Source organism: Micromonospora sp. NPDC048986, from assembly GCF_040649335.1.
GTDB classification, from domain to species: domain Bacteria; phylum Actinomycetota; class Actinomycetes; order Mycobacteriales; family Micromonosporaceae; genus Micromonospora; species Micromonospora alfalfae.
The window spans coordinates 157852-181264 of record NZ_JBEZFJ010000014.1 but is presented as its reverse complement, the minus strand read 5'-3'; the positions used below and the strand labels follow the sequence as shown (position 1 = coordinate 181264).

Annotated in this window: 16 protein-coding genes; 6 read left to right on the top strand and 10 right to left on the bottom strand. The window is 72.6% G+C overall.

Annotated features, from left to right (window positions below; translation table 11 throughout):
* Positions 1–19: 19 nt before the first annotated feature.
* Together AB0B94_RS26245 and AB0B94_RS26240 are read left to right on the top strand one after the other, a co-directional pair.
* Positions 20–2557: a nitrate- and nitrite sensing domain-containing protein gene (locus tag AB0B94_RS26245; RefSeq protein WP_357285712.1), complete on the top strand. Its 2538-nt coding sequence runs from the start codon at positions 20–22 to the stop codon at positions 2555–2557.
* Between the two features lie 5 nt (positions 2558–2562).
* Entirely contained in the window at positions 2563–2976 is a 414-nt protein-coding gene (locus AB0B94_RS26240) for a roadblock/LC7 domain-containing protein (protein ID WP_196925059.1), read from the top strand.
* 79 nt (positions 2977–3055) lie between these two features.
* Here the strand turns inward: AB0B94_RS26240 and AB0B94_RS26235 are convergent, their stop codons facing one another.
* The gene (locus AB0B94_RS26235; protein ID WP_357285709.1) at positions 3056–4399 is read right to left on the bottom strand and encodes a GH1 family beta-glucosidase; all 1344 of its coding nucleotides are present in this window, start codon (positions 4397–4399) and stop codon (positions 3056–3058) included.
* Between the two features lie 848 nt (positions 4400–5247).
* Between AB0B94_RS26235 and AB0B94_RS26230 the strand changes: the two genes are divergently transcribed.
* Positions 5248–8154: a glycoside hydrolase family 48 protein gene (locus tag AB0B94_RS26230; RefSeq protein WP_357285705.1), complete on the top strand. Its 2907-nt coding sequence runs from the start codon at positions 5248–5250 to the stop codon at positions 8152–8154.
* Between the two features lie 341 nt (positions 8155–8495).
* Here AB0B94_RS26230 and AB0B94_RS26225 read toward each other — a convergent pair whose 3' ends face one another.
* Positions 8496–9164, bottom strand: a complete 669-nt coding sequence (locus tag AB0B94_RS26225) for a DUF3159 domain-containing protein (RefSeq protein ID WP_357285887.1) — start codon at positions 9162–9164, stop codon at positions 8496–8498.
* A gap of 170 nt (positions 9165–9334) precedes the next feature.
* On the opposite strand from AB0B94_RS26225, the gene AB0B94_RS26220 reads away from it, so the two are divergent.
* Positions 9335–10222, top strand: a complete 888-nt coding sequence (locus tag AB0B94_RS26220; RefSeq protein WP_357285700.1) for a phosphatase PAP2 family protein — start codon at positions 9335–9337, stop codon at positions 10220–10222.
* Positions 10223–10262: 40 nt separating this feature from the next.
* On the opposite strand, the gene AB0B94_RS26215 is transcribed toward AB0B94_RS26220, so the two are convergent.
* Positions 10263–11126 (bottom strand): DUF1028 domain-containing protein, encoded by an 864-nt coding sequence (locus tag AB0B94_RS26215; RefSeq protein WP_357285697.1) that lies wholly within the window; start codon positions 11124–11126, stop codon positions 10263–10265.
* 47 nt (positions 11127–11173) lie between these two features.
* Positions 11174–12394, bottom strand: a complete 1221-nt coding sequence (locus tag AB0B94_RS26210; RefSeq protein WP_357285694.1) for a low temperature requirement protein A — start codon at positions 12392–12394, stop codon at positions 11174–11176.
* A 154-nt stretch (positions 12395–12548) separates the two neighbouring features.
* On the opposite strand from AB0B94_RS26210, the gene AB0B94_RS26205 reads away from it, so the two are divergent.
* Together AB0B94_RS26205 and AB0B94_RS26200 are read left to right on the top strand one after the other, a co-directional pair.
* Positions 12549–13532, top strand: coding sequence for an LLM class F420-dependent oxidoreductase (locus AB0B94_RS26205; protein WP_357285883.1), 984 nt, complete (start codon positions 12549–12551; stop codon positions 13530–13532).
* Positions 13529–14320: an SDR family oxidoreductase gene (locus AB0B94_RS26200; RefSeq protein WP_357285691.1), complete on the top strand. Its 792-nt coding sequence runs from the start codon at positions 13529–13531 to the stop codon at positions 14318–14320. The genes AB0B94_RS26205 and AB0B94_RS26200 overlap by 4 nt, the downstream gene beginning before the upstream one ends.
* Before the next feature lie 4 nt (positions 14321–14324).
* On the opposite strand, the gene AB0B94_RS26195 is transcribed toward AB0B94_RS26200, so the two are convergent.
* The 6 genes from AB0B94_RS26195 to AB0B94_RS26170 form a co-directional block, all read right to left on the bottom strand.
* A complete protein-coding gene (locus tag AB0B94_RS26195) occupies positions 14325–15128 on the bottom strand; it encodes a class I SAM-dependent methyltransferase (RefSeq protein WP_357285688.1) in 804 nt (267 codons plus the stop codon).
* A gap of 65 nt (positions 15129–15193) precedes the next feature.
* Positions 15194–15937, bottom strand: a complete 744-nt coding sequence (locus AB0B94_RS26190) for a class I SAM-dependent methyltransferase (protein WP_357285685.1) — start codon at positions 15935–15937, stop codon at positions 15194–15196.
* A 135-nt stretch (positions 15938–16072) separates the two neighbouring features.
* Positions 16073–18430, bottom strand: a complete 2358-nt coding sequence (locus AB0B94_RS26185; protein WP_357285680.1) for a transglutaminaseTgpA domain-containing protein — start codon at positions 18428–18430, stop codon at positions 16073–16075.
* Positions 18427–19599, bottom strand: a complete 1173-nt coding sequence (locus AB0B94_RS26180; protein WP_357285676.1) for a DUF58 domain-containing protein — start codon at positions 19597–19599, stop codon at positions 18427–18429. Before AB0B94_RS26180 ends, AB0B94_RS26185 begins: the two co-directional genes overlap by 4 nt.
* Before the next feature lie 14 nt (positions 19600–19613).
* Positions 19614–20609, bottom strand: a complete 996-nt coding sequence (locus AB0B94_RS26175; protein ID WP_112583044.1) for a MoxR family ATPase — start codon at positions 20607–20609, stop codon at positions 19614–19616.
* Positions 20610–20636: 27 nt separating this feature from the next.
* Complete coding sequence (locus AB0B94_RS26170; RefSeq protein ID WP_357285672.1) at positions 20637–23252, bottom strand: fibronectin type III domain-containing protein; 2616 nt, start codon at positions 23250–23252, stop codon at positions 20637–20639.
* Positions 23253–23413: the final 161 nt, after the last annotated feature.

The following is a 23413-nucleotide window of genomic DNA, read 5'->3' as shown; positions in this document are numbered from 1 at the left end:
GTAGGACGGAGGAGGCAGGGTGGCGGCAGGTCCCGACCCGGCGAACGGCGCGGTGTCGAACCATCGCCGACGACGCTTCGATGTCCGAGTCGTTCCGCATCGACGGCGGTCACCGTTCCGGCTGCGCGACTGGCGGATGAGCACGAAGCTCGCCACAGTGCTGTTGGTGCCGTCGATGGCGTTCCTTCTGCTGGCCGGGGTGCAGACCAGCACCCTGGTGGGGCGGACGACGGCGTTGAACGACTTCTCCAGTCAGGTGGGCATCGGCCGGCAGATCACCGCGGCGGTGCACCAGCTCCAGCAGGAGCGTGACCGTTCGGCGGGGGAGCTGGGTGAGCTGCGTAAGGGTGGTGACCGGCAGGCCGCCGCGAACGACCTGAAGCCGTTGCAGGCGGCCACCGACAAGGCCATCGTGGACCTCAGCCGGGCCGCCGAGCCGTTGACGGACGCTGACGCGTCCTGGCGGGTGGCCTTCTCCGAGGCGCTGGAGGCGTACGACCAGGTGGTCGACATCCGCTCGGCGATCCCGCCGGCGGTGCTCAGCACCGAGACCATCCTGGGCAACTACCACCGGGCCGTCGGGGCGTTGCTCGACCTGCTCGCCGAACCGACGCCGGGGCAGAACCAGCCGGCGTTGAACGACGCGGTGCTGCGCTACGTCCAGTTGGCCCGGGTCAAGGAGCTCTCCTCCCGGGTGCGGGCCCAGCTCTACGCCGCAGCCCGCGCCGGTGCGTACGGCACCGAGGACCGGGTGGTCCTCGCCGACCTGCGTGGTCAGCAGCTCACCGCGCTCGGCGCGTTCCGGGTGGCCGCGACGAGTGAGCAGATCCGCCGCTACGACGAGACCTCGGTGTCGCCGATGTTCCTGGTCGCCACCGGGTTGGAGGAGCGCAGCCTGTCCTCCGGTGGCGCGTCGCCGCAGGTGCTGCCGTCGGAGCAGTGGTGGTCGGCCAGCCAGCAGCGTCAGGAGCTGCTGCGTCAGCTTGAGGCGGGGGTGCTCGACGACGCTGTCCGGCAGGCCGAGGAGGCCAGCGACGATCAGCTGCGGACGACCCTGCTGGTCGTCGGCGGGGTGGTCACGGTCCTGCTGGCCGCACTGCTGATCTCGTTGCTCATCGGGCGGTCGGTCGCCCGGTCGATGCGGATGCTGCGCAGCCAGGCGCTGCGGATCGCCCAGGTCGAGTTGCCGGACGCCCTGGACCGACTGAAGACCGTCACCGGTGGGGTGCCGCGCATCGATGTCGCGCCGGCGGTGGTCCGCTCACTCGACGAGATCGGCGAGCTGGCCGAGGCGTTCGTGGCGGTGCACCGCAGCGCGGTCACCGTCGCCGTCGAGCAGGCGCTGATGCGGCGCAACGTCAACGCGATGTTCGTCAACCTGGCCCGCCGTAGTCAGGTGCTGGTGGAGCGTCAGCTTGAGCTGCTGGACGATCTGGAGCGCGAGGAGAGCGACCCAGACCAGCTGGAGAACCTGTTCAAGCTCGATCACCTGGCCGCCCGGATGCGCCGTAACGACGAGAGCCTGCTGGTGCTCGCCGGCACCGACTCCACCCGCCGGTGGAACCGGCCGGTCGGGCTCGGTGCGGTGCTGCTGGCCGCCGCCGCGGAGATCGAGCAGTACCAGCGGGTCCGGATCGAGTCGGTGGCCGATGTGCACCTGGTCGGGCACGCCGTCGGCGAGTTGGTGCACCTGCTGGCCGAGCTGCTGGAGAACGCCACCGCCTTCTCCCGCCCGGACACCGTCGTGGTGGTGACCGCCCGAGTCGAGGCGGGGGGTGCGCTGATCGAGATCGTCGACCGGGGTCTGGGTATGAGCCCGACCGCGTTGGTGCAGGCGAACGAGGTGCTTGCCAGCCCCCCGGCCGCGGACGTCGCGGCGGTGGAGCGGATGGGGCTCTTCGTGGTCAGTCACCTCGCGGCCCGGTTGGGCGTCCGCGTGCGACTGGAGGGCGGCGAGGACGGCCTGGTCGCCCGACTAACCCTGCCCGCCGTGTTGCTGGCGCCGCCGGGCAGTGTGGAGCTGGATGCGCCCCCGTCGGCGCGGATGTTGGCGGCGAGCGCGGCGCGAGGGCTCGTTGCGCAGTCCGGGGCGGCCCGCCCGGCCCCTGCCCCGATGCTGAACGGCGCGGTGCGGGACCTGCCGGTGGCCGGCCGCCCGCCAGGCGTCGGCGTGCCGCGCCAGGGCCGCCCGGTGCCGGTACGCGCCGAGGACGTGTTGACCCCCGCCGCTGCTCGCGGTGCCGGCGGGGGCTGGTATTCGCGGCAGGGCCCGACCGCGCCGGTGGTGCCCGCCGCGGCGGCGCCACCGACGATCCCGGTGACCGCCGGCACCAATGAGCGGGGATTGCCGGTGCGGGTGCCCATGGCGCAGTTGAGCGCTGTCACCCGTTCGGCACAACCGATGACGGCACCGACCCGCACCGACCCGGACCCGGAGGCGGTCGGCGGCATGCTCTCGCGGCTCTACAGCGGAGTACGGCGCGCCGAGGCTGAGGACACCACCGAGATACCCGTGCCACCGTCCGGGGGGCACGACGAAGGGGGACGACGACAGTGACGACGTTGAGCCAGGAGGCGCGTGACCTGAGCTGGCTGGTGAGCGCGTTCGCGGAGCGGGTGCCGGGTGTGGCGCACGCGGTGGTGGTCTCCTCTGACGGGCTGCTGGTGGCGATCTCCGATCACCTGCCGCGTGACAACGCGGACAAGCTCGCCGCGGTGACCTCGGGGCTGATGAGCATCACCGCGGGCGCGGCCTCGATGTTCGACGGCGATGTCGTCAAGCAGACGGTGGTCGAGATGGGCCGTGGCTACTTCCTGGTGATGCAGATCCGCGACGGTTCGATTCTGGCCACGCTGGCCGCCGGTGACGCGGACATCGGCGTGGTGGGCTACGAGATGGCCCGGCTGGCCAAGCAGGCGGGGGAGATGCTCACCCCGGCCCTGCGGGCGGAGTTGCAGCAGGCGCTGCCCCGCTGAGTGAGCCGGCCGGGGCCCGGACGGTCACGGCTCACCCGAGCCGAGCCGTCCGGGCCCGGCCATCCGGGTGGCGGCGCGGTCAGAAGCCGCCGTCGGCGATGACGGAGCGGTACCAGGTGGCGGAGTTCTTGAGCACTCGACGCTGGGTGGCGTAGTCCACGTAGACCAGGCCCCAGCGCTGGTCGTAGCCCTGGTCCCACTCGAAGTTGTCGAGCAGTGACCAGACGTGGAAGCTCTCCAGCGGCACTCCGTCGGCGATGGCCCGGTGCGCGGCGGTGAGGTGGTCGCGCAGGAACCTGATCCGCCCGGTGTCCTGGACGGTGTCGTCCGCGCCCAGAGTGTCCGGTGTGGGCAGCCCGTTCTCGGTGATGGTGAGCGGGATCGGCCCGTATTCGCGGGTGATCCGGGTCAGCAGGTCGTACATCCCCTCGGGGTAGATCTGCTGCCATTCGGCCTCGGAGGTCGCCCAGCGGTGCGCGGTGCCGCCGTCGCCGGTGACGTAGATCGGGGTGTAGTACTGCACGGCCAGCAGGTCGACCGGCGCGGAGATGGTCTCCAGGTCGCCGTCGCGGATGCCCTGGACCATCCGGCTCTGCGGGCCCAGGTCGGCCAGCAGGTCTTCCGGGTAGCTGCCCTTGAGCAGCGAGTCGAGGTAGAGGCGGTTCTCGTAGGCGTCGTAGAGGTGGGCGGCCGCGGCGGCCTGCGGGGAGTCGTCGGCGGGGTAGCAGGGGTGCAGGTTGAGCGCGGGGCCGATGCGGCTGTCGCTGCCGGTGGCCCGCAGCGCGGCGACGGCGTACCCGTGGGCGAGTTGCAGGTGGTGGGCTACCAGGTAGGCGGCGTCCGGGTCCTGCCGCCCGGGGGCGTGGTGGCCGGTGAGGTAGCCGTTCTGCACCACGGTCTTGGGTTCGTTGATGGTGAGCCAGACCGGCACCCGGTCGCCGAGGGCCCGGAAGACCACGTCGGCGTAATCGGCGAAGCGGTGGGCGGTGTCGCGTGACTCCCAGCCACCGGCGTCCTGGAGCGCCTGCGGGAGGTCCCAGTGGAACAGGGTGGCCATCGGGGTGATTCCGCGCTCGTGCAGGCCGTCGAGGAGGCGGCGGTAGAAGTCGAGGCCGCGTTGGTTGGGCGTGCCGGTGCCGTCGGGCTGGATCCGGGGCCAGGAGATGGAGAAGCGGTAGCTGCGCAACCCGAGATCGCGCATGAGGTCGAGGTCCTCGGCGTAGCGGTGGTAGTGGTCGATGGCCACGTCGCCGGTGTCACCGTTGCGGGTGCGACCCGGGACGCGGCTGAAGGTGTCCCAGACCGATTCGCCGCGCCCGTCCTCCTTGGCGGCGCCCTCGATCTGGTAGGCGGAGGTGGCCGCGCCCCAGCCGAAGTTGTCCGGGAAGCGCAGCGGGCCGGCGGGCCCGATAGGTATCGACATGGATTCTCCTCATGGATACGGGGCCACCGCCGAAAGATTCGGGAGCGCTCCCATGATAGGGCAGACGCTGCCTGCCGGTCAGCCGGCCGTCAGAACGGCCGGCGCTGGCGGGTGGGAGGCGGGTGATTGGCCCCGAGCAGCGAACGAGGCCGTCCGGGCGGCGCGGCGCGCCTGTCCCGTCGGCCTCTTTTCCTATCGTGTACGGGGGTTTAGTGTGGGGACGGGGGAGGGCAACCCCCGTCCCCACCGTAACTGCACACACACGGGCGAGATTTGGGTCCTGCCGTGCGTGTCGCGCGGGAGCCGGGCCACGCGAGTGGCTCTGGTTCCACCTCCCTCCCTGTGGTGGGACGATGGCTGACGACGGCGTCCGGGCTGGCCCGTCGTCGGCCCTCGGTCTGGTTCCCTGGGCCCGTCAGGAACGACCCCAGCGATCTTCTTGTTGGAACCTTGTCGATGGAAGCGCTCCCATCGACCGATGTTGCGACTGTAACGCCCGTCACGCCTTTGTGAAAGACCCAAAACGAGATCGAAACAAGGAGCTGATCCGGCGCTCCGTGCGCTTGTTGTGGGAGCGCTTCCATGGCACACTGTCGATTCGACGCGACAGGAGCCAGATCGCGTGAGTGCGGGTCCACCGAGGGCAACCGGCAGCACCAGCTCCGGTCACGGTCACCCGAGCGCGGCCGGCGGGACCCCCTCCCGTGCGGGCCGCACGCCCTACCCCGGCCGGGCCCGGGCAAGACCACCTTCCCGGCGCCTCGACATCCCCGCGGACCACCACCACCCTCGCGGGCAGGCGCCTCGCCGGGGACCACCCCGGCCTGGTCCGAGGAGACACCGCGCACATGAGACAACTGGCAATACGCCGGCGCGTGGCGCTCGCCGCCGCCGCGCTGCTCGCCATCGGCGGGGTGACCCTGCCTGCCGGCGCCGCACAGGCCGCACCCGCCTGTGACGTGGTCTACGCGACCAACGACTGGAACACCGGCTTCACCGCGAACGTCACCATCAAGAACCTGGGTGACCCGGTGAGCAACTGGACGCTCAAGTGGACCTTCCCGACCAGCGGTCAGCGGGTCACCCAGGGCTGGTCGGCCAGATTCAGCCAGACCGGCAGCGAGGTCACCGCGACCAACGAGTCGTACAACGGCAACCTTGCCACCGGGGCCTCCACCACCATCGGCTTCAACGGCGCCCACTCGGGCAGCAACCCGAAGCCCACCTCGTTCACCATCAACGGCACCCCCTGCAACGGCACCCCGGCCAACCAGCCGCCGACGGTCTCCCTCGGTCTGCCCACCGGGCCGTTCACCGCGCCGGCCGACGTGCCGCTGACGGCCACCGCCAGCGACCCGGACGGGACGATCAGCAAGGTCGAGTTCTACCGCAACGGCCTGCTGATCAACACCGACACCTCCGCTCCGTACGCGTACACCCAGGAGGACCTGCCGGCCGGCAGCTACACCGTGCAGGCCAAGGCGTACGACAACGCCAACGGCATCGGGGTCGACGAGAAGGCGTTCACCGTCGGGGCCGCCAGCGGCCCGACACTTGTCGCCACCCCGTCCGCTGTGAGCGTCGCCGAGGGTGGCAGCGCCACCTTCAACCTGAAGCTCAGCGCCGCCCCGACGGCCAACGTGCCGGTCACCCTCACCCGCAGCGGTGACACCGACGTCACGGTCTCGCCGGCCACCGCCACGCTGACCCCGAGCAACTGGAACACCGGGGTCACCGTCACTGTCGCCGCGGCGGAGGACGCCGACACCGTCGGCGGCGCCGCCACCATCACCGCCTCCGCCACCGGTCTCGCTTCGCTGGCGGTCAGCGCCACCGAGATCGACAACGACACCCCCGGCGGCGACAACGCCTACACCGCCAAGTTCCTCGAGCAGTACGGCAAGATCAAGAACTCGGGCTACTTCAGCCCCGAGGGCGTGCCGTACCACTCGGTGGAGACGCTGATCGTCGAGGCACCCGACCACGGCCACGAGACCACCTCGGAGGCGTTCAGCTTCTGGCTCTGGCTGGAGGCCTACTACGGCAAGGTCACCCAGAACTGGGCCCCGTTCAACAACGCCTGGACGGTGATGGAGAAGTACATCATCCCCACGCACGCCGACCAGCCGACCGCCGGCTCCGCGGGCACCCCGCAGTACGCCGCGGAGTACAACCTGCCCAGCCAGTACCCGTCGGCGCTGAACCCGAACATCTCGGTCGGCCAGGACCCGCTCCGCTCGGAGTTGCAGTCCACCTACGGCACCGGCGACATCTACGGCATGCACTGGTTGATGGACGTCGACAACACCTACGGCTTCGGCCGCTGCGGTGACGGCACCACCAAGCCGGCCTACATCAACACCTTCCAGCGGGGCACCCAGGAGTCGGTGTGGGAGACCGTCCCGCAGCCCTCCTGCGACACCTTCAAGCACGGCGGTCAGTACGGCTACCTCGACCTGTTCGTCAAGGACACCGGCGCCCCCGCCAAGCAGTGGAAGTACACGAACGCCCCGGACGCCGACGCCCGCGCCGTGCAGGCCGCGTACTGGGCGCTGACCTGGTCCAAGGCGCAGAACAAGCAGGCCGACGTCGCCGCCACCATCACCAAGGCCGCCAAGATGGGCGACTACCTGCGGTACGCGATGTTCGACAAGTACTTCAAGAAGATCGGCAACTGCGTCGGGGCCAGCACCTGCCCCGCCGGCAGCGGCAAGGACTCGGCGCACTACCTGCTGTCCTGGTACTACGCCTGGGGCGGCGCGTACGACGCCAGCCAGAACTGGTCCTGGCGGATCGGCTCCAGCCACAACCACTTCGGCTACCAGAACCCGTTCGCGGCCTGGGCGCTGACCAACACCCCGGAGCTCAAGCCGCAGTCGTCGACAGCTGTCGCCGACTGGACCAAGAGCTTCGAGCGGCAGCTGGAGTTCTACACCTGGTTGCAGTCCGCCGAGGGCGGCATCGCCGGTGGCGCCACCAACAGCTGGGACGGTAGCTATGCCCAGCCGCCGGCCGGCACCAGCACCTTCTACGGCATGTTCTACGACGTCGACCCGGTCTACAACGACCCGCCGTCGAACCAGTGGTTCGGCATGCAGGCCTGGTCGATGCAGCGCATCGCCGAGCTGTACCAGCAGACCGGCAACGCGAAGGCCAAGGCGCTGCTGGACAAGTGGGTTCCCTGGGCGATCGCCAACACCACCCTCGGCACCAACTGGTCGATCCCGTCGGACATGGCGTGGACCGGTCAGCCGACCACCTGGAACCCGTCCAACCCGCAGCCCAACACCGGCCTGCACGTCGAGGTCATCAGCAAGGGTCAGGACGTCGGCGTCACCGCCGCCTACGCCCGGATCCTGATCGCGTACGCGGCCAAGTCGGGCAACGTGGCGGCGAAGGACACCGCCAAGGGGCTGCTCGACGCGCTGTCGGCCGCCAGCGACGCCAAGGGTGTCTCCACCACCGAGAAGCGTGGCGACTACCGGCGCTTCGACGACGTCTACAACGCGTCCACCGGGCAGGGCCTCTACGTCCCGTCGGGTTGGACCGGGAAGATGCCGAACGGTGACACCATCGCCGCCGGCAAGAGCTTCCTCGACATCCGGTCCTTCTACAAGAACGACCCGGACTGGCCCAAGGTGCAGGCGTACCTCAACGGTGGTGCGGAGCCCGAGTTCAACTACCACCGGTTCTGGGCGCAGGCTGACGTCGCCATGGCGTACGCCGACTACGGCAGCATGTTCCCGAACGGCTGAGACGACCCGGGGTGGGTGGCGTGGACCGCCCACCCCGGGGATCCGGCCCGGGTCCGGGGAACGACGGACCCGGGCTGGCGGGACGGCCTGACACCCACGGTCAGGCCGGGGTGGGCCGGCCATCTGGCCGACGCAGCGGATCGGCTGGCCCACCCCACCGCCCGGACTGGAGCCAGCCGCGAAAAAGCCCAGAAATTCGGGCCGTCGCGGGATCACACCGAGGTCCGTGACGGAGTAACGTACGTCACCGGAGAGGCCGCTCCCCCCGTGGCGGCCTCTCCACTTTTTTGCCCCGAGTCCGGCCGCTTCCCCGCCCCGAGTCGGGCCGCGCGGGGCCGGTTTCAGCGAGGCGGCGCGACCGGGTGACGCAGCCCCGGGTGCCCGGCCGGCAGCGAGCGCCGCAGCACCACCCAGCTCAGCGCCAGCGCCGCGGCGACCAGCGGCCAGGTCAGCGCCACCCGGGCCACCACCAACGCGAGCACCTGCCCACCCAGGTAGAGCGGCACGAACACGGCCAGCCGCAGCAGGTAGGTCGCCGTCCACACCCAACTGGCCCGGCCGTAGCCACGCAGCAGCACCGGGTCGCGCCGCCACCCGGCCCGCTGGCCCAGCACCGCGCCAACCAGCACACCGAGCAGTGGCCACCGCACCACGATGCTGACCGTCCACGCCAGAGCGCTCGCGGCGTTCGACAGCACCTGGATCAGGAAGAAGTTCTCGGCCCGGCCGGTGCGCACCGCGATCAACGCCGCGACGCAGACGGCCAGCAGCCCGATCAGCACCGAGCGCGGCCGGTCACCCCGGCGCAGCCGTACGCCGGTCACCACCGCGCCCATCGCCAGCGCCGCACCGACCCCGCCCCACAGCGACTCGCCGCCCAGCAGCCAGCCCGCCGCGAACGCCAGCGGCGGCACTGTCGCATCGATGGCGCCGCGCCGCCCGCCCAGCAGATCCGTCAGCGACTCGGCCCGCGCCGGCCCACCCGGACCGGTGTCGACGCCGGCCCGCACCGGCCCTCCCGGCCCCGGGTTGTCGCCTTCACGCTGCTCCGCGCCGGGTTCGGCCGGGCCGCTGTCGCGCTCCGGTGTTCCGCTCACGACCGCCTCCTCGCCTCCGGCACAACCTAACCGGCCATTGGCGGCGGGCCACCGGTCGGAGCGCCGACACCTGCCGCTACGGTGTGCGGATGCGCGCGACGGCACGGGGTTGGACCGCGGTCTGGTTGGTCGTACTGGCCCTTGTCCAGGCGGCCGCCTTCCTCGCCGTGTGGCGGGTGGCCGTGCACCTTGAGATCGGTCAGTGGGTGGACACAGTCGCCCTCACCGGCAACCGGATCGGGCAGGACACCATCGAGGGTCCGGTCGACCGGATCCTCAACGCGATGTCGGTGGTCTCGCTGCTGGCCGCCACCGCGATGATCGGGTTCATCGCGCTGATCCGGGGGCGGATCGCCCTGGCGATCACCGCGACCCTGCTGATCGCCGGAGCGAACGTCACGACCCAACTGCTCAAGTACGGGCTGAGCCGGCCCGACTACGGTGTCGACCCGGAACGCGCCGCGGTGGGCAACAGCCTCCCGAGCGGGCACGCCACGGTGGCCGCCTCGGTGGCGGTCGCGCTGATGCTCGTGCTGCCGCGCAAGGTGCGGGCCGCCGGTGCCTTCATCGGTGCCGGCTACGCCGCCGTCGCCGGGGTCGCCACCCTCTCCGCCGGCTGGCACCGACCCAGCGACGCCGTCGCCGCGTACCTCGTGGTCGGCGTGTGGGCGGCGTTGGCCGGGTTGCTGCTGCTGGTCACCCAGCGGGAGCAGGCCGAGATCGCCCCCGGCGACGCGCACCGGATGGCGGCGCTGGTGCTCGGGCTCGGCGGTGTGCTCGCCCTGGTGGCCTGCGGGATCTCCCTGTCCTGGCTGCTCGACCTGCGCGACACCGGGCCGGAGGAGCTGGCCCGCCGTCCCCTGTTCGTCGGGTACGCGGGCAGCGCCGCCGGGATCGCCGGCACGATGGCGGTGGTGATGGCGTTGGCGCTCACCGTCGTGCACCGGCTGGTGCCCCGGGTCAAGGGCTGAGCCAGCCCGGCTCAGCCGCCTCGCGTGGGAACGGCCGGGGTCAGCTCGCTGCGCGGGGTGCGGGGACGTGCGGGGCGACACCGCGCAGGTGTGCCAGCACCACCGGGTCGATCCGCCCCGGCACCAGCCGCTCCTCCAGGTTCTCCAAACCGGCCCAGGAGATCAACGCCGCTTCGGTGCCGTCCTCGTGCACCGGATGGCCCAGCGCGCCGAGCAACGCCGCCACCTCGTCGGCGACCGCGCCGCTCAGGTCGAGCAGGGTGGCCGGGTCCGGCCGGCCGAACAGCATGGTGTGCACAGTGAGCAGGCGACCCAGCTCGGCGACCGGGTCTGGGTGGTCGTCCACGCGCAGGTCCACCACCACGTCGCTGGTGCCGCCGTACCCGCCGCCGCGCTCGACCACGAGCAGGCCGGCGCTCTGCCGGCCACGCCGGTCGCCACCGGCCTCGTCGCCGGCCCGCAGCGCGGCGACCAGCCGCTCGGCGAAGGGCAGCGCCGTTCCCGCCAGCCAGGCCGCGCCGAGGGCGTCGACGACCTCCGGGCCGGTGAGCACGTTGCCCTGCGCGGCCCAGCCGTCGCCGGTCCGCCCGCCGGCCCACTGGTGGCAGGCCGGCCCGGTCCAGCTGGCGCCCGCGCCGGTTGCTCCCACGACGCCGAGCTGACGATGCTCCCGCTCGGGGTCGGCGGCGACCAGCCCGGCCACCACGTCGGCGGCGGCCACCCCGGTGCGCAACAGGGTGAGGCCCTGCGGTCGGTAGGCGAGATTGACGTGCGCCTGGGTGGCCAACGCGCCCACCTCAGCGGCGGCGGCCGGCACCAGCGCCCCGGCGGCGAGGAACTTGCTGGCGACGGCGACGCCGTGCAGGCGGCCGTCGGCGGAGCGGGCAACGAGCGAGAAGGTCACCGACCGAGAGTAACCGTCCACGCCGACGCGACATCGACGTGCGAAGCTCAGAACGGTGGCGTGGCGGCCTCCGGCGGGCCGCCGTGGGCCCGACGGGCGTCGGCCACCGCGACCCCGCCCAGCACCAGCACCGCGAACGCTGTCGCGATCACACCGGGCAGGTGCAGCAGCGGCACCGACGACGCCACCAGCACCGTGAGGGCGACCCAGCGGGACGGGGAGATCCGCCCGAACACCTCGTACTCCAGGCGGGCCCGGCCGGCCAGGAACAGGGCCGGCCCACCGAGCACCATGGCCAGCCACGGTCCCGGGATGCGCTCCAACGGATGATCGATGATCAGCTCGTACCCGATCGCCGTGGCAGCGAGACCGATCACCATCAGCAGGTGGGTGTCGGCTGCCGACCGGCCGATGGTGGCGGGGTGGCGGGCCTTCATCACCGCCTCGCCCAGGATCCGCCCGGCCCGCTGCACGTAGATGCGCCACAGCATGATCGAGGTGGCCAACGCCAGCGCGAACGCCCAGGCGTGACCCTTCTCGTACGGCCCCCGGCTGTACGAGAAACCAGCCACCAGGATCGTCTCGCCCAGCGCGACGAGGAAGAACTGCTGGTACCGCTCGGCCAGGTGTTCCCCGGCGATCTCCCACTTGGAGATCGTCGAACGACCCAGGCCGGGCACCGGCCAGCCGCAGCGGGCAGCCAGGTACTCGGTGAGCAGCGCCGCCGACCAGAGCACCACCTGCGCGTCGGTGGACATCATCGCGCCGCTGATCCAGAGCACGCCGCTGACGGCGTAGATCACCGCCATGCGCACCTTCAACCGGCGGTACGGGTGCGGCCCGAGCGCGATCGACAGGATCACCGGCCGGGTCACCTGCGCGACGACGTACGCCACAGCGAACATCAGCGCGGTCTCGCTGAACGCCCGGGGGATGGCCACCCCCATCACCATGCTGCACACCAGCGCGGTGAGCACCACGCTCTGCAACGGCACCCGGTACGGGTCGTACCGGCTGGTCGTCCACGCGGTGCCCTGCCAGACGGCCCAGAGCGCCAGCAGCAACAGCAGTGTCTTGCCGCCGCCGGTGATCGTCGCCCAGCCGTGCTCCCGGCCCGGTTCCTCGGTCAGGTCCTCGAAGGCGCGCGCCGAGATCCGGGTCAGCGCGAAGACGAACACCAGATCGAAGAAGAGTTCCAGGAACGTCGCCCGGCCGGGCGCGGCCGCCGCCGGGACCGGCTCCAGGTGTCCCGCTGCCCTGGAACCCATGGTCAGCGGCCTGCGCCGTCGGTCCGGTCCACCACGAAGTCGTAGCACCCGGTGCTGGGGCGCACTGGCGGAAACCGGCGATTCTGCCCAACCCGGGGATCTTGCTCGGGCCCGCGTCAACGGGCACGATCGACCGGTGACGAATCGATGGGGCATGACGGTGCCGCTGGGCGGGATCGCGCTGGCGCAGCACGACGCGGCCTACGCGGCCCTCGACCGGGCCGGGTTCACCGACGTCTGGTCGTCCGAGGTCGCCGGGACCGACGCGTTCACCCCACTGGCGCTGGCCGCGGCCTGGCAGCCCGGACTGCGGCTCGGCACCGCGATCACACCGGTCTTCACCCGGGGCCCCGGGTTGTTGGCGATGAGCGCGGCGGCGTTGGCCGAGGCCGCGCCGGGCCGGTTCTCGCTCGGCATCGGCGCGTCCTCACCCGTGCTGGTACGGGACTGGAACGCGGTGCCGTTCGACGAGCCGTTCCGCCGCACCCGCGACGTGCTGCGTTTCCTGCGCGCCGCGCTGGCCGGCGAGACAGTCGACGAGGTCTACGACACGTTCGCCGTCCGCCGGTTCACGCTGGAACGACCGCCGGCGGTGCCGCCGGCGATCCTGCTCGCCGCGCTGCGCCCGGGGATGCTCCGGCTGGCCGGAGCGGAAGCCGACGGGGTCATCCTCAACTGGCTCGGCGCCGACGACGTGCCGCGCGCCCTCGCCGAGCTGGGCGAGCGCCGGGCCGGCTTCGAGGTCGCCGCCCGGATCTTCGTCTGCCCCACCGAGGACGCCGCGTACGCCCGGGCGCTGGGCCGTCGGCTCATCACCAGCTACCTCACCGTCGGAGCGTATGCCGAGTTCCACCGCTGGCTCGGCCGTGACGAGGCGCTCGCGCCCATGTGGGCGGCCTGGGCCGCCGGTGACCGGCGTGGCGCCAACGCGGCGGTGCCCGACGACGTGATCGACGCGTTGGTGCTGCACGGCTCACCGGAGCGGTGCCGCGCCGAGGTGCGCCGCTACGCCGACAACGGGGTGGACGTGCCGATCGTCGCGCTGCTGCCCACCCCCGAGGTCACCGCCGGCGGCGCGACAGCGCTGCTCAGCCTCCTCGCCCAATTGGGCACCAACTCCGTGGAGGCGTCCGCGTGAACCTCACCGACCGGATCGTGGTGGTCACCGGCGGAGCCGGCGGCATCGGCGCGGCGCTCTCGCGCCGGTTCGCCGCCGAGGGGGCCGCCGCCGTGGTGGTCGCCGACCTGGATGCCGACGCGGCCCGCGCGGTGGCCGAGGGCATCGGCCCGGTCGCGCACGCCCGCGCTCTCGACGTCACCGACGAGGAGCAGGTCCGCGCGCTGGTCGCCGACACCGAGCAGCGGTACGGCCGGATCGACCTGTTCTGCGCCAACGCGGGGCTGACCACCGGCGGGGGAGTGGAGGTCGACGACGCCGGCTGGGACCGGTCCTGGCGGGTCAACGTGCTGGCCCACGTCTACTCCGCGCGCGCGGTGCTGCCCGGAATGCTCGCCCGCGGCGGCGGGCACCTGCTGCACACCTGCTCCGCGGCCGGTGTGCTGACAGCGGTGGGCGACGCCGCGTACACGACGACGAAACACGCTTCGGTGGGGTTCGCGGAGTGGCTGGCCATCACCTACCGGGACCGGGGCATCCGGGTCAGCGCGCTGTGCCCGCAGGGGGTGGACACCCCGATGCTCGCCGACGGGCTCGCCGAGGGTCACCTCGGCGCCCGGGTGGTCGCCGCGTCCGGTGCGGTGCTCACCCCGGACCAGGTCGCCGACGCGACCATCGCCGGGCTGGCCGAGGAGAGGTTCCTGATCCTGCCCCACCCCGAGGTGGCCGACTACGCGCGCCGCCGCGCCGAGGACCCGGACGGGTGGCAGGCCGGCATGCGCAAACTCATCCGCCGGCTGACCGCCTGACCCGCTACCGCGTCGGAACGCGCCCCACGGCCAGGAGGTGAGCGCTGGAACCGATCAGCGCCGGCTCGCTGCTGTAGAGCCGGGCCAGGTCCAACGCCGCGGCGAAGACAGCGTCGCGCGCCGGCCCGTCCGCCGCCGCCTCCGCCGCCGTCCAGGCCGGACCCTCCACCCCGTGTACGACGACATCGGTCAGCCCCGCCGCCGCGCACTCGTCGGTGATCTCTTCGACCCGGTGGAAGTAGGCGTGGGTGAACCCGATCCGCGGATCGTTGACACCGTCGCTCAGCAGCGCCCTGGCCTCGTCGAGCAGCCGTTCGTCGAGTCGCCCGGTGGCCGCGAAGTCCAACGGGCCGGCGAAGCGGGAGATGACGGCGGCCACGACGAGACCGCCGGGGCGGGTCACCCGGACCGCCTCGCGGAGCGCCTGGAGCCGGTCGGCGCGGCGTACCAGGTGATAGAGCGGGCCCAGCAGCAGCGCGGCGTCGTACCCGTCGTCGGCCTCGGGAAGCGCACGCGCGTCGGCCACCTGTGCCTCGACCGGAGGGTGCCCGTCGCGGGCCTGCGCGACGTGGCTGGGCACCAGATCGACGAGGCGGACCTGGTAGCCGGCGCAGACGAGGGCCCGTGCGTACTCGCCCGTGCCCCCACCGATGTCCAGCACCCGGGCACCCGGGCCGGGTAGGAGATCCCGCAGGAGCTGGGACGTGCGGATCCACTCCAGTCGCGCCTGTGGGCGGGCGGTGAGCCGCTGGTCTTCGCGGTAGCGCTGCGTGTAGTAGTCGACGATGTCGCGCGAATGCTGATCCACGCTCTGATGGTCACCGGTGTGCGGCGCGCGGGCCACCTGATTTCACCCGCCGAGCTGGCCGGTCACTACCGCTGGCGGGTGCCGGTCACCAGGGTCATCCGCCGGGGTGCGGGTGCCTGGCCGACGTCGCGGAAGCCGGCTTCGGTGAGTTGGTCGGTGACCCACTCCGGCGCGATGCGCAGCTTGCGGTAGGAGCTGGCGGACAGTGTCCAGCCCTGCTGAGCGCCCCGTTGGTGGAGCAGGTCGTGGACGGTGACGACGTCGGGTTCGTACTCCAGGAAGCAGGTCAGGATCGAGTCGGCGTCGGCGTGCACCGGGATGAACCGGCTCGTCCCGGTGAGGCTCGTGGTGAGGTCGCGGAAGCTGAGGACGAGGCGACCGCCCGGTGCCAGGGCGGCGAACAGGTCGACGAAGAGCTGAGTGACGGCCCGGCGGTCCGGCAGATGGGTGAGCGTGTCGCCCATGCACACCGCCAGTTCGGCGGTGCCGGCCGGGAGGTTCGCCGCGACCTGGCTCAGGTCGTCGTGGACGACGCGGATCGCCGGATGGTCACTGGCGTGCAGCTCCAACTCGGCGAGGAGCTTGGCGCTGCTGTCGACCGCCAGGACGGTCCGATAACCCATCTCGGCCAACGCGACCGACTGGAAACCCGAGCCGCAGCCGAGGTCGACGGCGAGGCCGGTGCCGGTCGGCTCCGCGACACCGGCTCGGCGTAGCGCATCGAGCTGCTCCGCGACGAGCGCCGGGTAGGGTGCACCGAACATCCAGGTGTAGTGGTCGGCGAGGAAGCCGTCGTAGTGCGGGTTCATCAACGCTCCACAGTGGTCGACAGTTGGTCTTCGAGTAGTTCACAGCATGAACGACGTGGGGATCCCCCAGCGGCGGTACCGCACTCCCCCGCGCGGGGGAGAAGCCGACCGCAGGTGTCACCGCCGTGCGCCTGCTCATCGGGGGGAGCGGCGGGCGCGGCGCAGCGGAGTGGGGTGCACCGACCAGAGCAGACGCCGCCACCAGGGGCGGGCCGAGCGCAGGGTGGCCACGTAGGCGGTGGCCACCTCGGCGGCGCGAGCCGCCTGGTCGGGAGTCGCGGCGGCGGGGGCGAAGCCCACCTGATTGAGCAGGGCCGCCAACTCGTCGACCGCCAGGCCGGACGCGTCTGCCCCCGCCGAGCCGACGGCGTCCGGGTCGGCGGTCGTGTCGCGCCCGGTCGGTTCGTGGCCGGTAGTGCCCGCTCGGGCGTCGGCGAGGGTCCGGCGGGCGTGCCCGGCGATCTCGGTGGCGGCCAGGTCGTCACCGACCGGTCTGCCGGCCAGCCGGAGCGCGTCGGTGACCTCCCGCCAGGCGCCGGCGATGCGCTGGCCGGGGTCGCCCCGCACGAGTCGGCCGCGGGTGAGGGAACGGCGCATCGCCAAGAGGGCGAGCAGGAGGGCCCCCACCACCAGCAGCAGACCGCCGCTGCCGCCGGCGACCAGCACCGGCGTGGAGACCCCGTCCGGGCCGGGCGGGGCTCCGGCGGCGTCCGCCGGCTGCGGTGAGGCGCTCGGCTCCGCTGTCGGCGCCGGCGCCTCCGACGGCGGAGGGTCCTCCGGCGTCGGGCGGAAATCCTCCTCCACCGGTCTCGGCTCGTCGTCGGGGCGGGGCAGGGGGTCGAACGCCACCCACCCCAGCCCGTCGAAGAGCACCTCCGGCCAGGCGTACGCGTCACCGGCCAGCACCGGCCCCTGCCCGCTGGTCCGAAAGCCCACCACCACCCGCGTGGGCAGCCCGGAGAGCCGGCCGAGGACCGCGAAGGACGCCGCGAACTGCTCCGAGGTGCCCTCCTGGCCGCCGCCGTTGCGGGGCCCGAACAGGAAGAACCCCAGATTCGGGTACGCGTGCCCGCTCGGGGCGTCCGCCACCACCCGGTAGTGCTCGGCCAGGAACTGCTCGATCGCCGATGCCCGCGCGAACGGCGCGCCGTTCTCCTCGGCGAGTTGGGTGGCCAGCCGGCGCATCGGATCGGGCACCCCGTCGGCGACCCGCAGCACCCGGGCCACCTCGTCGCCGGCGGGCACGTTCGCGCTGGCCAACAGGTTCGCGTCCGGCCGCTCCTCGGCGGAGGTCACCGAGTACCGCAGCCCCGGCGTCAGCCCCTCCGGCCGGATCAGCGTCCCGCTCGCCGGGTCGTACGCCACCCGCGCCCCACTGACCTCCCTGGGCGTCGCCACCGCGGGCAGCAGCCGACCGCTCAACTCGGCCACGCTGATCTCCTGCCGGACCGTCTGCACAGTGCTGTCGCGGGCCACGGTCGCGGCCGGCAGGATCCGTCCGGCGTTGCGGTACGTCGCGCCGACCCGCCAGGTCACCCCGTCGTAGTCGCTGAGCACCGCCAACCGGATCCGCACACTGCGCGCGGTGTCCGCCGTCGGGTCGGCCCCCGGCGGGGCGTCGGCGGGCGGCGCGTCGGGGCGTTCGGTGCTCACGTCGAGGAGCTTCTGCTCCGGGTGCAGCGCCCAACCGGAGATCCGGATCAACGGGTTCTCGTCGAGCGTCTGCACCTGCGGCGGCTCCACGTACCGGCGCGGGTCCACCGGCCGCCCGTCGACCTGCCCCGCGACGACCGGGCCGAGCAACGCGACGAGGCCGACCACCACCGCCACCCCGAGCGCCGCGCTGGTGGCCAGGCGCAGTCGCACCGCCGCGCGTACCCGGGGGGCCAGCTCGGCGCTCGGATCGCCACCGCCGGGCGCGGTCCGGGTGGGGATCGCCAGGCCGAGGGCCGCGACAGCGACGAACACCACCGTCGACCCCAGCGCCGGTTCGGCGTTCGGGCCGACCACGTAGAGGGCGGCGGCGTAGAGCCCCGCCGCCGGCAGGTAACCCAGCAGCACCCGGCCGGTGCGCAGCGCCACCTCCGCGCCGGTCAGCCCGGCCAGCCAGGCAGCGACGACAGGCACCAGCACGGTGTCCGGGGTGGGTTCCACCGGGATCATCGCGGTGAGCAGCCGGGGGATGCCGTTGCGGGCGGCGTCCGTAGTGATCTCCAACAGGCCGCCCGGCAACTGCGCGCGGGTCGCGGCCAACCGCAGCGACCACAGTGTCCAGCCGACCATCGCGGCCACCGACACCGGCGCCACCAGCCAGGACGGCAGCCGCCGGGCCGCCACGCTGACCAGCACCGAACCCGCCGCCGCGCCGACGACCAGCCAGGTCAGCAGGCCACCGGCGTACACCCGGCCGAGTACCACCCCGGCGAGCGCCGTCAGCCCGATCAGCGCCAGCGGCAGGACCGCCGCCCGCAGCACCCGCACGGCGGCCGTCACCACCGGCGTACCCCGTCCCACTCGGCGGCGAACCGCGCGCCGTCGGCCGCGTCGACGATCACCAGGCCGGCGGTGCCCGGCGGCGTCGGCTCCGCCGCGCCGAACACCCCGACCACCACCGACGGGTACGCCCCGCGCAGCGCCCCCACGTGTCCCAGCTCCGCCCGGCCATCCGGCCCGGTCAGGAAGATCAGCGTGTCGCCGAGCCGGTCCTGCCGCAGCCGGGTGGTGACCGCCCGCACCGCGTCAGCGTCGGCGGACAGGTCGGCGGCGGCGAGTCGGTCCAGCGGCCCGAGCGCGCCGTCGGCGTCACCGCCGGGCGGCGTGACCTCCGCCGGTTCCGCGGCGGCCAACAGCAACAGCACCGGCAGGTCGGCGCGGTGCGCGGCGGTGACGACCGACGCCGCCGCCTCGCAGGCCGACTCGAACGACTCCGCCACCCCGCCGACCCGCTGCGGGTGCGCGGCGGCACGGTTGTCCAACAGCACGACCAGACGCGGCAGGCTGGTGTCCACGTTCTCCCGCACCATCAGCTCACCCACCCTGGCGCTGGTGCGCCAGTGCACCCGGCGCAACTCGTCGCCGACCACGTACTCCCGCAGCGAGTCGAACGTGATCGACCCGTGCGGAACCCCGTCCACCCGGCCGTCGAGGCTGCGCCCCGAACCCCGGGGCACCGCCGTCAGCGGGTGGATCCGGGGGTGCACCCAGACCGGCACCGCCGCACCGTACGGGCGGGCCAACGCCACCAACCCCAGCGGGTCGCGTCGGGTCACCCGCAGCGGACCGACCGGCACCACCCCACGACGGTCGGTCGGCACGTCGTAGCGGACCTCGGTGTCCCGGCCGGGGCGCAGGCGCAGCACCGGCACCGGCACTGTCCGCTCACCGCACCGGTCCTCGGCCAGCAGGTTCGCCGAGCGCAGCCGCCCGGTGTTGCGCACTGTCAACGTCATGCTCGCCGGCTCGCCGCGCGCCACCCGGTCCGGGTCCGCACGTCGGGTCACCGTCAGCCGGGGCCGCCAGGCCGCTACCAACGCCGCGTAGCCGACGGCCGCGCCGGCCGCCGCGCCGAGCAGCGTCAACTCGGGGTACGCGAACCGGAAACCCACCCCCAGCAGCGCCACAGCGGCGACGAGCAGCCCGACCCCACGGGCGGTGATCCCCATCGCGCTGCTGCCGGTCAGCCCTGCACCGGAGCGGGTTGCCCCGACGGCAGCGGCACCGGCACCGAGGCGACGGCCTGGCGCAGCACCTCCGCGGGGGTCATCCCGCGCACCTGGGCGTCCGGGGTGAGCAGCAACCGGTGCGCGAACACCGCCTCGACGAGCGCCTTCAGATCCTCCGGCATGATCCAGCCCCGCCCGTCGATCAGCGCGTACGCGCACGCCGCCCGGGTCAACGCGATCACGCCCCGGGGGCTGACCCCGACGCGCACCTGCGGGTGGGTGCGGGTTGCCGCCGCCAACCGGACCGCGTACGCGTAGAGCGGCTCGGCGATGTGCACCCGGCGGGCCATCCGGACCATCTCCCCGACGGTGGCGGTGTCGGTGACCGGGGCGAGCGCCTCGGGGGAGCGCACTGTCGCGCCGCGCAGCACCTCCACCTCGACCGCCTCGTCCGGGTACCCGACGGAGAGCTTCACCAGGAACCGGTCCAACTGCGCCTCGGGCAGCCGGTAGGTGCCGTCCATCTCCACCGGGTTCTGCGTGGCCACCACCAGGAACGGCGACGGCACCGGGTGCCGGACCCCGTCCACAGTGACGGTCCGTTCCTCCATCACCTCCAGCAGCGCCGACTGGGTCTTCGGCGACGCCCGGTTGATCTCGTCGGCGATGACGATGTTGGCGAAGACCGGCCCCGGGTGGAACTCGAAGTCCCGGGTCGCCTGGTTGAAGATCGTCACGCCGGACACGTCCGAGGGGAGCAGGTCGGGCGTGAACTGGATGCGCCGCCACTCGCCCTTAACCGTGGCGGCGATGGCCCGCGCCAGGGTCGTCTTACCGACCCCTGGCACGTCCTCCAGCAGCACGTGACCCTGGGCGAAGAGCGCGGTCAGCGCCAACCGCACCACCTGCGGCTTGCCGAGCACCACCGCGTTGACGTTCTCGGCCAGCCGGGCGGCCAGGGCGGCGAAACCCTGCACCTCCGGTTGGGTGAGCGGCTCGTGGGTGTTCACTGTCGGTGGTGCTCCTCGCCTGGTGTTTCAGCAGGTGGGCAGGACGTTGATGTTGTCGCCGCCCTCCAGGTTGAGCCAGGCCCAGGGGATGTAGTTCTTTCCCTTGAACTCGACCTGCACCCACCAATTGCTGCGCTTGTCGTTGTTGTAGATCCAGGCGTCAACGTTCTCGCCCGACTTCTTGCAGTACGCCTTCAGTCGGGTGCCGGGCTTGGCCCAGCCGGCCTGCTGGTCGTTGTCCTGCCGGGTGACCTTGAAGACCTCGTTGCCGTTGCGGCCGTCGACTTCCTCGTTGCAGTAGGTCCGCTGGTCACCGTCGGGCCCGTTGTTGCAGGTCGCTATGCCGAACAGCGGCTGGGTGGCCTGCGCCTTCTTCGCGGTGCCCTTACCGGCGGCGTTGCTCGCCGTCACAGTGAACGTGTAATTCGTGCCCGGCGTCAGGCCCGTCATCGTGATGCTGGAGCACGCCCCGGCCTTCGCCGGCTCGCCCGTCGTGGTCAGCGTGCAGGTGGCCTGCCCGCCACCGGCGTCCACTGTGAACGTGACGGTCGCCCCGGTGGCCGTCGACGACGAGCCGGTCACCGTGACCCGTGGCTCGGCCACCGTGCGGGCGGTGGCGGTGGCCTCCGGGCCCGGCCCCGCCTCGTTGACGGCCTTCACCTTCACAGTGACGTTCTGGCCGTTGCCCAGCCCGGTGACGGTCGTACGGGTGTCCGTCACCTCGCTGACCCGCCCACCCACGTCCACCAGGTACTTCGTCACCGGCCGACCGTTGGCCTCGGCTGGCGCCCACTGCACCGTCACCGCGCCCGGCTGGTTGGCGACGGTGCCGGCGCGCAGGCTGAGTGGTCGACCGGGTGCCGCGAAGGGCACCACGGTGTTGCTGACCGGGGACGCCGCCGACCCGGCGCCCTTGCTGTTGACAGCCACCACCGTGAACGCGTACTGGGTGCCGAACTCCAACTCACCGGCGGGCACCACCAGCTCCGTCTTCGTCGACTCACCCGCCGGGGCGTTCGTCCCCGCCGAACTGGCCGTCACCGCGTACCTCGCGATGGTGTTGCCCTGCCCGTTCGCCGCCGGCCACTTGACCAGGACCGTGCCGTCCGGCCGTTCCTGCGCGGTGACGCTCGCTGGTGGGTCGGGCACCGCTGCGGTCGGCGTCACCGGGTTGCTGTTGCGCGGCGGGCCGTCGCCCTTGGCGTTGACCGCGTGCACCGCGAAGCGGTACGTCTCGCCGTTGGTCAGCCCCTTCACCTCCACCGCACGCTGGTTGGCGCCCACCTCCAGGCGCTGCCCGGCGCCCTGCACCACGTACTTGATGATCTCGGCGCCGTTGGCGGCGGCCGGCCGCCAACTCACCCGCGCCTGGGCGTTGCCGGCGGCTGCGGTGACGCTGCGCGGCGCGCTCGGCTTGCCCACCCGCGGCTTCTTCGGCGGAGGCGGCGGCGGGGGAACCGGCGGCGGGTCACCGCCGAGCACGTCGTTGGCGTACTTGTTGACCTCACGCACCTGGTGCTTGTCGTCAACGACCCGGGCGGTCGCCGCGTCGGGGGAGTTGATGAACAGGTGGTTCTCCCGGACCTCCAGCTCCAGCGGCCCGTTGGCCCGCCCGCGGATGGTCTCGACCAGCTGACCCGCCGCGTCGAAGGAGTAAATGATGCCGGTGGCCTCGTCGGCGCAGTAGAAGCGGTTCGCCCAGGCCACCGCCGCACTGAGCCGATCCCCCTCACCCGGCACCGTGAACGCGCTCTCCTGCCCACCGTCACCCACCAGCAGCACCCGCCGGTCGGCGGTCACCGTGACCGGCACCCGGGGGCCGCTGGTGCGCGCGGGCAGCGCCGCCGGGCCGGACAGCGTCAGTGCGGTCGGGTGCACCTCACCGCGCTGCACCCGCACCAGCTTCCCGGCCGTGCGGTCGAGCACCGCCACCCCGTCGTCCAGGGTGGAGACCACCAGCTCGTGGCTGGCGTCGGCGACGTCGTACGACTCGACCCGCTGCGGGCTGAGCCCGGCACTCGCCGTCGCCGGCGCGGACGGCAGCTTGGCGGCGGTGATCGCCGAGACGGTGCCCTGGCTGGGCACCGCGATCCAGAGTCGACCCTTACCGTCGAAGGTGCCGCCGGCGATGCCCGGCGGATAGCGCACCGGCTCGCCGACCGGGGTCAACGATCGTGGGTCGAGCTGGCGCACGATGCCCTGCACGGCGTCGACGACGAACGCCGCGTCCTCGTGCAGGGCCACACTGACGCCCAGGCCAGGGGTGGTCCGGGTGGTCGCGCTGAGCTGGAGGGTGGCCAGATCCAGTGAGCTGATCTGCCCGGTTTGGAGGTCCCGCAGGATCAGCAGCCGGTCGGTCTGGGTGATCTGCATCGGATGCTGCCGGGCACCGGGGATCTCGGTGCGGGTGTCCACCCGGGCGGTGACCCCGTTGACCCGGGCCAGCTCGCTGCGCGCCGCGCTCCACAGCCAGGAACTCGCGTCGTAGTTGGCCACCGCGTTGTCCGCCGCACCCAACCCGAGGACTGTCAACCCCATGGCGGCCAGCAGCGCGGCCACCGTGCCGACGGTCACCAGCCCGCCGCGCAGCCGTGACCGGGAGCGGGGGGCCTCGGTCGGTACGGCGTCGTCGATGCTGGCCACAGCCGGCTGCCTCCCCTGAGTCGTGGCAGGTGGCGCGCCTTCCGGCGACCCCTGCCCTGAGCCGGGTGCCATCATATGGCGCTGGTGGTGGCGGGGGAACCCGCACCGTTACCCCTGTGGATACCGAGAGTGTGCGTTGTGGACCTCCAGCTCAGCCCGGT